Origin of the sequence: Candidatus Sulfotelmatobacter sp. (genome assembly GCA_035498555.1) — a bacterium.
Lineage (GTDB): Bacteria > Eisenbacteria > RBG-16-71-46 > RBG-16-71-46 > RBG-16-71-46 > DATKAB01.
In genome coordinates this window covers 1-11,757 of sequence record DATKAB010000004.1, presented here as the reverse complement: position 1 = coordinate 11,757, position 11,757 = coordinate 1, and the positions used below count along the sequence as shown (strand labels likewise).

Annotated in this window: 10 protein-coding genes; 6 read left to right on the top strand and 4 right to left on the bottom strand. The window is 68.1% G+C overall.

From position 1 onward, the window contains the following. Nucleotides 1–3,255 (top strand): FG-GAP-like repeat-containing protein (locus tag VMJ70_00755; GenBank protein ID HTO89633.1); only part of this gene is annotated, 3,255 nt, incomplete at its 5' end. 244 nt (nt 3,256–3,499) lie between these two features. Here VMJ70_00755 and VMJ70_00750 read toward each other — a convergent pair. After that, a complete protein-coding gene (locus VMJ70_00750; protein HTO89632.1) occupies nt 3,500–3,925 on the bottom strand; it encodes a hypothetical protein in 426 nt (141 codons plus the stop codon). Between the two features lie 110 nt (nt 3,926–4,035). On the opposite strand from VMJ70_00750, the gene VMJ70_00745 reads away from it, so the two are divergent. The 5 genes from VMJ70_00745 to VMJ70_00725 all read left to right on the top strand — a co-directional run bounded on the left by VMJ70_00745 (nt 4,036) and on the right by VMJ70_00725 (nt 6,884). Then, the gene (locus tag VMJ70_00745; GenBank protein HTO89631.1) at nt 4,036–4,635 is read left to right on the top strand and encodes a helix-turn-helix domain-containing protein; all 600 of its coding nucleotides are present in this window, start codon (nt 4,036–4,038) and stop codon (nt 4,633–4,635) included. Between the two features lie 8 nt (nt 4,636–4,643). Beyond that, a complete protein-coding gene (locus VMJ70_00740; GenBank protein ID HTO89630.1) occupies nt 4,644–5,462 on the top strand; it encodes an SRPBCC domain-containing protein in 819 nt (272 codons plus the stop codon). A gap of 86 nt (nt 5,463–5,548) precedes the next feature. Next, the gene (locus tag VMJ70_00735; protein HTO89629.1) at nt 5,549–5,899 is read left to right on the top strand and encodes a DUF5674 family protein; all 351 of its coding nucleotides are present in this window, start codon (nt 5,549–5,551) and stop codon (nt 5,897–5,899) included. Further along, on the top strand, nt 5,896–6,273 hold the full coding sequence (locus VMJ70_00730; protein HTO89628.1) for a hypothetical protein: 378 nt from the start codon (nt 5,896–5,898) through the stop codon (nt 6,271–6,273). Before VMJ70_00735 ends, VMJ70_00730 begins: the two co-directional genes overlap by 4 nt. Nucleotides 6,274–6,350: 77 nt before the next feature. Continuing rightward, nucleotides 6,351–6,884, top strand: a complete 534-nt coding sequence (locus VMJ70_00725; protein HTO89627.1) for a hypothetical protein — start codon at nt 6,351–6,353, stop codon at nt 6,882–6,884. A gap of 1 nt (nt 6,885) precedes the next feature. On the opposite strand, the gene VMJ70_00720 is transcribed toward VMJ70_00725, so the two are convergent. The 3 genes from VMJ70_00720 to VMJ70_00710 are packed head-to-tail and all read right to left on the bottom strand — an operon-like array spanning nt 6,886 to nt 11,641. After that, a complete protein-coding gene (locus tag VMJ70_00720; protein ID HTO89626.1) occupies nt 6,886–7,293 on the bottom strand; it encodes an EVE domain-containing protein in 408 nt (135 codons plus the stop codon). A gap of 41 nt (nt 7,294–7,334) precedes the next feature. Next, nucleotides 7,335–10,811 carry a TM0106 family RecB-like putative nuclease gene (locus VMJ70_00715; protein ID HTO89625.1) on the bottom strand — a complete coding sequence of 1,159 codons (3,477 nt, stop codon included), beginning with the start codon at nt 10,809–10,811 and terminating at the stop codon, nt 7,335–7,337. Beyond that, a complete protein-coding gene (locus tag VMJ70_00710; GenBank protein ID HTO89624.1) occupies nt 10,808–11,641 on the bottom strand; it encodes a DUF72 domain-containing protein in 834 nt (277 codons plus the stop codon). The genes VMJ70_00715 and VMJ70_00710 overlap by 4 nt, the downstream gene beginning before the upstream one ends. Nucleotides 11,642–11,757 lie beyond the last annotated feature (116 nt).

The window sequence follows — 11,757 nt, the reverse complement described above, 5'->3', positions numbered from 1 at the left end:
CCGGATCTGATCGTGGCGAACTCGGGCGCGAACACGGTGTCGGTGTTGCTGGGGAATGGCCTGGGGGGATTCGGAGCCAAGACCGACTTTGCGACCGGACTCAATCCGCTCTCTGTGGCGATCGGGGACGTCAACGGGGACGGCAAGCCGGATCTCGTGACGGCGGACTACGTCGCGAACACGGTATCGGTGCTGCTCGGCAACGGCGCCGGCTCCTTCGGACCGAGGACCGATTTCGCGACCGGCCCGAACCCCACCTCGGTGGCGATCGGGGACGTGAACGGGGATGGCGGGCCGGATCTGGTGACGGGGAATCTCGGCGCCAACACGGTGTCGGTGCTGCTGGGCGATGGCGCGGGAGGATTCGGAGGCAGGACTGACTTCGCAATCGGAGGGGCTCCCTACTCGGTCGCGATCGGAGACCTGAACGGCGATGGAAAGCCCGACCTGGTGGCGGCGAACTCGAGCGCGAACACCCTGTCGGTGCTGCTGGGCAATGGCGCGGGCTCGTTCGGCGCCAAGACCGATTTCACGACCGGTACCGTTCCCTACTCGGTGGCGATCGGGGACGTGAACGGCGACGGCAAGCCCGATCTGGTGGTGGCGAACTTCAACTCCAGCACGGTGTCGGTGCTGCTGGGCAGCGGCACCGGAGGATTTGGGGCCAAGACCGACTACGCGACCGGAACCAACGCGATCTCGGCGGCGATCGAGGACGTGAACGGCGACGGCAAGCCGGATCTGGTGGTGGCGAACTACACCGCCAACACCGTGTCGGTGTTGCTGGGCAATGGCGCGGGGGGATTCGGATCCAAGACCGATTTCCCGACCGGAGCCACTCCATACTCGGTGGCGATCGCAGACGTGAACGGCGACGGCCGGCCGGATCTCGTGACCGCCAACAACGGCACCAACACGGTATCGGTGCTGCTGGGCAACGGCACGAGCTCGTTCGGCGCCAAGACCGACTTCGCGATCGGAAACAATCCGCTCTCGGTGGCAATCGGGGACCTGAACGGCGACGGCAAACCCGACCTGGTGGCGGCGAATGGGAGCGCGAGCACGGTGTCGGTCTTGCTGGGCAATGGCGCGGGCTCGTTCGGAGTCAAGACCGATTTCGCGACCGGAACGGGTCCCAACTCGGTGGCGATCGGCGACCTGAACGGGGACGGCAAGCCCGATCTGGTGACGCCGAACTTCATTGCCAGCACCGTGTCGGTGCTGCTGGGCAATGGAACCGGTGGATTCGGCGCGAAGACCGACTTCCCGACCGGATCGGATCCCTACGCCGTGGCGATCGGGGACGTGAACGGCGACGGCAAGCCGGATCTCGCGGTGGCGAACTACCTGGCCAGCACGGTGTCGGTGCTGCTGGGTAATGGGGCGGGCTCGTTCGGAGCCAAGACCGACTTCGCGACCGGAGCTGCTCCCTACTCGGTGGCGATCGGGGACCTGAACGGCGACGGCAAGCCCGACCTGGTGTCGGCCAACGAGGTCGCGAACACCGTGTCGGTGCTGCTGGGCAATGGCGCCGGCTCGTTCGGAGCCAAGACCGATTTCGCGACGGGAACGGCTCCCTACTCCGTGGCGATCGCCGACTTGAACGGCGACGGCAAGCCGGATCTGGTGACGGCGAACTTCAGCTCGAACACGGTGTCGATGCTGCCCGGCACCGGCACGGGCTCGTTCGGTGCCAGGACCGACTTCGCGACTGGAACGGGCCCGATTTCGGTGGCCATCGCGGACGTGAACGGCGACGGTAAGCTCGACCTGGTGGTGGCCAACGAAGGCGCCAACACGGCGTCGGTGCTGCTGGGCAATGGCGCGGGCTCGTTCGGAGCGAAGACCGACGTCGGGACCGGAACCGCTCCGTACTCGGTGGCGGTTGGAGATGTGAACGGCGACGGCAGGCCCGATCTGGCGACGGCGAACAGCAGCGCGAACACGGCGTCCGTCGTGCTGGGATTGACTCTGACGCGGCTGGCGCTGGCCGCCAGCCCCGCGCTACCGGTGCCGAACACCTCGTTCGCATACACCGCGAGCGTGTCGGCGCCTCCTCCGGGCTCCGGCACTCCGACCGGCACGGTGAGCTTCTTCGATGGCGATACCTATCTCGGCACCTCCGCGCTGAATGGGAGTTCGGTCGCGTCGTTGTCGAGCTTCAATCCGCAACTCGCCGGTCACACGATCAACGCGACATACAGCGGCGATGGCAAGTACTCCCCGGCGCTCGGTCAGGTGAGCATGCCGACATCGCTCGGACCGCACATCGCGAGCGCTCTCGACGTCCCGGGCGATCAGGGCGGCGAAGTGGAGCTGCACTGGGACTCGAGCCCGCTCGATCGCACGCCCGGCGACCCCATCACGCAGTACTGGATCTGGCGGCAGGTCCCCGGCGTGCTCGCCGCGCGGTGGCTTGGAAACGGCACGCGCCGGCTTGCGGATCCCGCGCACGCCGCTCCGCGCGCGGGAGAACTGCGCGCAACGCAGACGAGCACCCAGACGCTCTATTGGGAGTATCTCGCGAGCCAGGTGTCGCGCGGCTTTCCCGGATACAGCTATGTCGCCGCAACCGGAACCGATTCGGTGGCCGGCTCCAACCCCAAAACGCTTTTCATGGTGGAAGCGGAGGAGACCTCGGACGGCTTGTATTGGGACTCGGCTCCCGACAGCGGTTATTCGGTGGACAATCTCCCGCCGTCCGCCGTCACGCCGTTTACCGGCACGTACTCGGCCGGCACGGTGTCGCTACACTGGGGGACAAGCAGCGCTCCGGACTTCGCGGACTACCTCGTATATCGCGGCTCGACGCCCGGCTTCATTCCCGGGCCCGGCAATCTGGTGATCGCTCAGCCGGACACGGGCTACGTGGATCACTCCCCGCTCCAGTACTACAAGCTGGCGGCGGAGGACCTGCACGGAAACGTCGGCCCCTACACGCTCCTGCAGCTGCCGGTGACGCTGAGCGTCGAGGGCGGGGGAGCGCCCGCGTTCGCGCTCGGGGGAGTGCACCCCAATCCTTCCGCAGGCCGCAGCCTGTCAATCTACTTCACGCTGCCGAGCGCCGAGCACGCGACGCTGGAGGTGATGGACGTGGCGGGACGGCGCCTGCTGTCGCGCGAGGTGGGGAGCCTGGGGGCGGGGCCACACGTCGTAGACCTGGCACGGGATCATGCGCTGCCGTCGGGCGTCTATCTCATCCGCCTCACCCAGGGCGCCAGCGCTCGCACGGCAAGAGCCGCGGTCGTGAAATAGGGGCGAAACGACGCTTCTCGGAGGGCGGGCCCCACGGAGCGATCGGCCCGGATCGCCCGGGGCTTGAGAGCAGCGTGGCGGCGAGATGGGCGTGGCAGGGAGCCGGCGCCACGCCCTATCCGTCGATCGCTCGCACCATTCCTCCGCCACTCGCGATCGCGCCGGTCGAGGTGTCGATCCGATAGTCGTCCCGGAGCAACTCAATCACCGGATAAGGACCGAGCAGACCCATTCCGGTCGTGCTCTACACGGAGTAGATCGTGTGCAGGACACTCCCACCCGAGGCGTGACTGAAGGACGTGAGCACTTTCCGGTTCGGCCACGCGTAGGGGTGATCGATGTACCAGAGGTATTCCGCGACGCCCCGTGCCGCGGCACCGTCGACCGGCCGGACGACGAGTGTTCCGATCGACGCGCCGGGATGAAATCGGTCGTAGCCCGAACGATCGATGTAGCTGGCGCGATGAACGCGCACGGGATGGCGCGCTCCCTCGCCGGATCGGAACGTCAGGTACTCGATGTACCGTTGGGTGATGGCGAGAGACCCCGAAACCACCTCGGGGTAGCTGCCGTCACAGACGGCGCGGGTTTCGACCCAGGCCAGGGCCTCGGCGGTGTCATCGGTCGAGAGCTCGATCCATTGATCGGGACGCGTGCCGCAGGCGGCCACGTTGATCGATCTCTCGAGCCGCGGTGAGGGCGGGAGGGCGCCCGCTGGAGCCGCGCCGCCCGCAAACATCTCTATTGACAACAAAAGTTGTCAATGGTCCAATCGCGCGCATGGAAGCCATTGCCGACCTCGAAGTCATCGACGATCCCTCGGCCGCCGTGGTGGCGCTCGATCCGATTCGCGCGCGCCTGCTGGCCGAGCTGGCCGAGCCCGGGTCGGCGGCGTCGCTCGCCAGTCGCGTCGGGCTCACGCGCCAGAAGGTGAACTATCACCTGCGCGCGCTCGAGGCGCACGGGCTGGTTCGCTCGGTTGAAAAGCGTCGTTGGGGGGGGCTGGTCGAGCGACGGGTGGTCGCCACGGCCGCCTCGTACGTGGTGTCTCCGGCCGCGCTCGGCGATGTCGCCAGCGATCCCGCTCGCGCCTCCGACCGACTCTCGGCTCACTATCTGATCGCGCTGGCCGCGCGCGTGGTGCGCGAGGTGGGCGAGATGCTGCGTGCCTCCAGGGAGCAGGGCAAGCAGCTCGCGACGCTCGGCCTCGACACCGAAATTCGCTTTCGCTCTCCCGCCGAGCGCGCGGCGTTCACCTCCGAGCTCACTCAGGCGATCGCCGGGCTGGTCGCGCGCTATCACGATGTGGCGGCGCCCGGCGGTCGCGCGCATCGACTCATTCTTGTCGCCCACCCCTCACCGCGGAAGTCTCGAACCTAGGAGCCGACATGCCCACCCAGAAAGACGCGTCCGGACGGCGCTTCATTGCCGTCGAAACCGAAGTTCCCGGAACCCCCGAAGAAGTCTGGAAGGCGATCGCGACTGGACCGGGGCTGACGGCGTGGTTCGTCCCGACGCAGCTCGAAGAGCGGGCAGGGGGAGCGATCGAGATGAACTTCGGCCCCGGCATGGAGTCGAAGTCCGAGATCAGGGATTGGGATCCGCCGCGACGCTTCATCGCCGAGAACCCGGAAGGTATCGGGCCGGGTTCACCGGCGATGGCGACCGAGTGGACGGTCGAGGCGAAGGCGGGCGGAACCTGTCGCGTGCGCGTCGTGCACAGCTGGTTTTCGAGCACCGACGACTGGGACAAGCAATTCGAGAGCGTCGAGAAGGGATGGCCGGCGTTCTTCCGGATCCTCAATGGCTACCTGACCCACTTCCGCGGCCAGCCGTGCACGCAGGTCCAGCTCATGGCCTTCGCACCCGAGTTGGAAAAGGCGTGGGCCGACTTGAGCCAGCCGCTCGGCCTCGCGGGCGCGAGGGTCGGACAATCGGTGAAATCATCCGGGGACGCGCCACGCTTTGCGGCGGTTGTCGAGTACGTGGCGCAGAAGGCATCTCCCGAGCTCACCGTTCGTCTCGATCAACCCGCGCCGGGCCTCGCGCATCTCTCCGCCGTGAAGATGGGCGGCCAAGCGTACGTATATCTCTGTCTCTATCTGTACGGCCACGCCGCAGGTGCGGTGGCCGGACGCGAAGAGCCGGTGTGGCAGGCGTGGCTCAATCGGCTGTTTCCGGCGCCGGTCGAGCAGGCCGAGGGATAGGCGCGGGGAACCGGTCGGCGGAATCGGGGCGAGGCCATTGTCTCCTGCGCTCGCGGGGTTCACGGCGCTGGGCTAGATTGAGGTCCATGTCTCCGCTGGAGCCGATCCTGCGTCCGATCACCCGCGCCCGACTCAAGGAGCTTGCCGAAGCCAGCTTCGGAGAAATGATCAAGGCGGTGGTCGATTCCCGCCGCCGCGTCATGGTCGTGGGCGGGGAGCTTCACGCGGACGAGGAGCAGTGGTTGCTGGACAGCGGCTCCGCGCAGGCGGATCTCTGGGGGATCAACCTCTATCCAGCCGATTCATCCGAGAGCTGGATCGAATTCGACTCGATGATCAACGTGCGGCCGGCGCAGGGCAACCCCAGCCGCGGCGTCGAGAATCAAGACGCTCGAGCCGTCATCCGTTCTGTCGTCGAGGAGTTGGTTCAGCCTTGAGCTCTCGTCACGCCGATCTGGCAGCGGGCCGCTGGCACGTCATGTCACTGATGGAGCAGCTGGGCAACGCCGGCAGCGAAGTGTCGCGCGCCCTGCGGGCCCGCGAGCAGGGCCTGGCCGACAGAGAGCGATCGGCACTGAACCGCTTTCTCGATCTCATGGACATGACCATCGCTGATCCTCGCCTCAGAGGACGCCGCAAGGAGCTTTGCCGCGTGCGCGAGATCGTCTGCGATTACTTCGTGGGAGAGAACACCTTTCGGTCGACCCCCGAGTCCCTCAACCGCTACTTCATGCCCTACGCCCAGGCCGCTCGGCGGAAGATGCGGGCAGCGCACCCGAGCGCCCAGGTGGATCCGCCGCCGGCCGCATGAATGAGGCATCGCGCCCCGCCGGCCGCATGAATGAGGCATCGCGCCCCGCCGGCCGCAAATCGGATACGCTACCCGCCATGCCTCATGTCCTCGAACTCGCCTCGAGCGGCCGCGCCAAGTGCCGTGGCTGCGGGCGCGCGCTCTCGAAAGGCGAGCTTCGGTTCGGCGAGCGACTCCCGAATCCGTTCGCCGAGGGCGAAATGACGCTCTGGTTTCACCCCACCTGCGCCGCATACAAACGACCCGAAGCCATCCTCCAGATGATCGCCGAGTCCCCGCAGGGCGTGCCCGACCGCGAGACGCTCGAGCGGATCGCGCGCGCCAGCTCGGCGCATCGACGGCTGCCGCGGATCGATGGAGCCGAACGCGCGGCGAGCGGTCAGGCGAAATGCCGGAGCTGCCAGAAGCTCATCGAGAAGGGGGACTGGCGCATCCGACTCGTGTTCTTCGAGGACGGTCGCTTCACTCCCTCGGGGTTCGTCCACCTCGGCTGCCGCAAGGACTACTTCGAAACCGACGACGTCCTCGCCCCGATGCTCCACTTCAGCGCGGATCTTTCCGACGATGAGCGGAAGGAGCTGACGCGCGCCTGCCGCGCGGCGAGCGGCTGAACTACTCGCCGGCCAGCTTCAGAAGTCGCTGGAACTGGGGCTCGGTGAACGGCATCACCGAGAGTCTCGGCAATCGCGCCAGGTCGGTGGCCTTGAGCACGGCATCGGTCTTCACGTTCGCCAGTGTCACCGGCGCGCGGAGCGGCCGGTCGGCCGCCAGGTCCACCACGGTGCGCTTGGGATTCTTGAGCTTGGGATCCGGATAGGCGTCCGAGGCCGCGACCGCTAGCCCCACCGCCTGCTTCTCGTCGCCGGTGTGGTACACGACCACCGTGTCGCCCTTCCTGATGGTCGCCATGTTTCGGAGCGCCACCGGATTCGACACCCCGTCCCACACCGTGCGTTTGTCGCGCTGGAGATCGGCGAACGAGTAGGTGGAGGGCTCGGTTTTGACGAGAAAGCGCGCCATGTCGGCAGGATAGACGCCGGCCTCGCGGCAGGCAATCTCGATCAGCTACGGGCCGCCGCGCCGGGCGAGAGACGCACCTCGCGCGCCACTTCGAGGAAACGGCAGAACGCGTTGGCGAGCTTGATCTGCTTGGGGCTCTGGCAGTCGGGCTCGAAGAGCCGCGGACTTGCGACCACGATGCATGCGCACTTCGCGCGCGACGTCGCGACGTTGAAGCGGTTCGGGCTGTAGAGGAATTCCATGCCGCGCGGCGCGTCCTCGGGCGCCGAGGTGGTCATCGAGCAGATCACGACCGGCGCCTCCTGCCCCTGGAAGCGGTCGACCGTGCCCACGCGCGTGCCCTTGGGCAGCCGCGATTCCAGGTCGGCGACCTGGGCGTTGTAGGGCGCGATCACCAGGATGTGCTCGAGGCCGAGCGGCTGCTCGGCGCCCTCGCGATCGCGCCAGCGCACGCCGCCCTCGGCGAGCGATTGCACCAGCTCCACGACGACGTCGGCCTCTTCGGGACTCGAGCTCCGATTCGCCTCGTGGCGAACCGGGACGTACCACAATCCCGAGCCCGCGAACGGAGAGTCGCCGAGGATCTCCTGGCGCTCCAGCCCGACGTGGGCCTTGAGCCGCCGCTCGTAGAACAGCTCGGACGTGAGATCGCAGATGGAAGGCGGCAGCCGCCAGGTTTCCTCGAGGAAGAGCCCGCGATCGTGGGGGATGGTCTGGCGTCCCGCCAGCACGTGCTCGAGCGCCGAGGCCGCGGCGCCTTCCGGGTGGGTGCCCTGGATCGGCTGCTCGAGCTGCTGCGGATCGCCGAGCAGCACGAGATTCTTCCCGCTCTGGGCGATCGCCAGCACGTTGGCCAGCGAGAGCTGACCCGCCTCGTCCACGAACAGCACGTCCACCGCCTCGAAGAACTCCTCGCGCGCCCACATCCAGGACGTGCCGCCGAGCACGCGCGCACGGTTGAAACGCAGCGCGTCCAGGGCCTCGGCGTTGTCGGTGGTCTCGGCGATTCCGGGAACCGGCGCCTCGCTCTTCTCGCTCACCTTCTGCAGGCACGCGACGCGCCCGCCATCGGCCGTGGCCTCGACCACCGCCCTCAACAGATTCGCGATCACCTTGTGGCTCTGGGCGCAGACTCCGACTTTTCTTCCACTCCGCACGAGATCCACGATCATGCGCGCGCCGGTGTAGGTCTTGCCGGATCCGGGCGGGCCCTGGACCGCGAGCGCGCCGTGATCGAGTTGGAGCCCGAGCCGTCGCGCCGCCGGCACACCGCCCTCGCCCTCGCGCTCGAGCGCGTCGCCCTCGTGTCCCGAGAGCCGCGGCCGATGCCCGAGCAGCAGATCGCGCGCCGCGCGGTAGGAGCCCGGCGCATCCACGCCGTGCTCCGCGACCCACGCCCCGAGCCTCATCAGCGATTCGAACTGCTCGAACGTCTTGCGCAGATCGTGCTCGAAGACGCTCGCGGGATGGATCGTCGCGCACGCCCCGCTCTTCTTGATGTCCACGGTATGCGCACGCAGGTCGATCGTCACGACCTCGCCGAACGCGCGGTCGTCGGGAAGCGGCACCTGCAGCTTACTGCCGGCGCGGATGCGCGTTTCCTGCTGAGCGAAACGGTAGCGGTCGACAATCGAGCGACGGGCCGAGACCCGCTCCACGAATTCGAGCTTCGAGAGCGCGGCACTCTCGTCGAGCAGATCGTCCTCCGACAGATCGCGCAGCCGAAAATATTCCCACCACTGCGCCTTTTCCTCGCGCCGGTGCCAGTCGAGCAGGTGAGAGAGAAGCCAGCGCGCCTGCTGCTCTCGGTTGCGCTCCTCTTTCTCCTCCGGAACACCCTCGCGCAGCCGGCTCGCCAGCTCGAGCGCGCGCGCCTCGCGTTCGCCGACTCGCTCGCTGGCCTCGCCGGAAATATCCTGCGGGCGCCCGATCTCGACGCCGTCTCGCTCCAGCTCGCGGCGCAGGTCCTCGAGCCAGTCGCGCAGCGCGCGCGCCGAGAAGCAATCGTCGCGGTTGTAGGCCTCGACGATCCGTGCCTCGTCGCCGTCGGCGGCGAGCGCCGAACCCAGCTCGAGTCCGCGCTCCATCGCGCGCAACGCGCTCTTGGCACCTTCGAGCGGCTGTTCGCGCACGAAGCCATAGAAGGGCTCGAGCTTCTTGATCGAGTACTCCTCGACGCTCGCGCGGAACGTCTGCCGCACGATGGCGTGGAGATCGACGAATCGAAGTCCGCGCAGCAGCGTGTCGAGCTCGGCACCGCGCGTGGCGTGCCGCCCCATCAGGCGCTTCAGGGCGGCCGGCTCGTAGATGCCGTAATGGTAGACGTGCAGGTTGGGATCGCGATCGAGACGTGACAGGATCGCATCCATCAGCGCTTCGAATCCACGCCCCTCGGCCGCTCGGCCGAGCGCCCAGCGCGAGTGATAGCGGGGCGATCCGACTTCCAGCGCCAGCATGCCGTCCTCGGGAAGCGCGGCGGCCGCCCAGCCGAACAGGTATTCGAGCCCGCCCTCCTCCACGTAGGGGTCGCCCTCGAGATCGAGAAACACGTCGCCGGGCGAGGGCGGCGGCAGGAGTGCCAGGCCCCGGTGCGCCTCGGGCGCCAGCATCTCGCGCACCAGGCGGCCCTCGGTCCGGCCCAGGAGCTGCACGCGCGCCTGCTCGCGCGCGCGCGCGTAGCCTTCCTTCGCGCCGCGCGACGGCTTCCACGGCAGGGGCAGCGGCTGAGTGGCGAGTGCCGCCAGGGTCTCGATCTCGCGCGATTCGAGCTCGCGCATCTGCAGACGCGAGAGCCCGGCGACGAAGCTCAGGTGATCGTCGTCGCGCCGCTGCCGGTCGCAGCGCGGCCACCAGCGGCACACGTCGCAGTGCGGCACCGGATCCGGGTAGGTCGTCGGCGGCGACGCTTCGGTCGAATCGTTCACGGCCCACTCGAGCTTCTTCTTCACCAGCCGGTAGTAGGCGAGATGATCTTCGACGCGATAGGTCTCGAGCGGGAAATCGGGGCGTCGCGGCACCACGTACATGTACTCCGGCAGGAACCCCTGAGCCTTCTCGAGCAGCTCCGAGTAGAGGCAGAGCTGGAGGATGGCGCCGGCCTTGGTCTCCTGCGAGAGCTTGGTATCGAGGGCCTGGTACGACCATGCGCCGAGCGCGCTCGGGCGCTCGGCGCGCAGCAGCACGTCGGCGCGGCCGAGCCAGCGGCCGTGGGCGAGCGTTGCCTGCGCGATCACGTCGGCGCCCGCGCGCATCGCCGCCAGCGTCTTCTCGATCGCGCCTTCGCCGTCTTCGAAATCGAGCCGCGTGACCTTCCGGCCCTGCGACTCGAGATGGGCGAGGTAGGCGCGCTCGTGCTCGAGACCCCGCTCGGCCAGGACCTCGGCTTCCGGGCGATACCAGTCGGGCGGCTTCCAGCTCCCGTCCGCCGACCCGCGCTCGAGCGTGGTCTTGTGCCGGCAGGCCAGATGATTCGCGACATCGGTCGCCGCGAGTCGCATTCCCCCCGGTAGCAGCTTCATCGCGCTCGCTTCTTCGCCCTGGCGGCGGTCGCGGAATTGGCGGGGGCCGGCGTTCTTGCGCGCGCCGCGGACTTGGCGGGCGCCGGACCCTGGACGGGCGCGGCGACCGTCGCCTGCGCCGGGGCCTTCGCGCACATCTTGATGAGCTTCGCCGCGAGCTTCGGCCCCAGCCCCTCTTCCTCGTGCTTGATGAACACGAACGCCTCGCGCCACGGCTGCTCCCCGATGCGGCGCGCCCAGTCGCGAAGGTCGGCCTCCTTGAATTCCTCGCGCCGCAACCGCACGTAGCCCCAGTCGGTCGTCGCGATCAGCGGCGCCACCGGCTCCTCGCCGGTGTCCGACACGCACAAGGCAACGCCCTGCTGGCGAAGCAGTCCAAACACCTCGTCGTCGAACCACGAGGCATGGCGGAACTCGATCGCGACGCGCCGCCGGTCGGGTCGCGCGTCGAGAAAGGCCGCGAGCAGCGCCGGGTCCTTGCGGAGGGTCGGCGGCAGCTGGAACAGCAGCGGACCGAGGCGCGGGCCGAGCGCGTTCGTCACGCCGTAGAGCCTCGCGAGCGGCTGACCACACTCGTTCAGGCGTTTGATGTGGGTGATGAACTGCGACGCCTTGATGACGAAGCGGAAGCCTTCGGGCACCTGGTCGCCCCAGCCCGCCAGCACCGCCTCCTTCGGCAGGCGATAGAAGGTGTTGTTGATCTCGACGGTCGGGAAGCGCTCGCCGTAGTGGCGGAGCATGTCCTTCGACGCGAGCTTCTCCGGGTAGAAGTTGCCCTTCCACTCGTCGTAGGAGAAGCCGCTGGTTCCCACTCGCACCTCGACGCTCACGCGAGTCCTTCCTGCCATTCGGCCACCGTGGCGGCGAGCTCGTCCAGCACCTGGTCGTCGGTGCGGCCGCTCTTCTTCAGCACGTGGAACGAGTGGTCGGCGCCCTCGATCACGCG

Excerpts from the sequence above, each read along its gene's own strand:
- VMJ70_00745 (HTO89631.1), top strand. The coding sequence starts at position 4,036 with ATGGAAGCCATTGCCGACCTCGAAGTCATCGACGATCCCTCGGCCGCC.
- VMJ70_00740 (HTO89630.1), top strand. The coding sequence starts at position 4,644 with ATGCCCACCCAGAAAGACGCGTCCGGACGGCGCTTCATTGCCGTCGAA.
- VMJ70_00735 (HTO89629.1), top strand. The coding sequence starts at position 5,549 with ATGTCTCCGCTGGAGCCGATCCTGCGTCCGATCACCCGCGCCCGACTC.
- VMJ70_00725 (HTO89627.1), top strand. The coding sequence starts at position 6,351 with ATGCCTCATGTCCTCGAACTCGCCTCGAGCGGCCGCGCCAAGTGCCGT.
- VMJ70_00720 (HTO89626.1), bottom strand. The coding sequence starts at position 7,293 with ATGGCGCGCTTTCTCGTCAAAACCGAGCCCTCCACCTACTCGTTCGCC.
- VMJ70_00715 (HTO89625.1), bottom strand. The coding sequence starts at position 10,811 with ATGAAGCTGCTACCGGGGGGAATGCGACTCGCGGCGACCGATGTCGCG.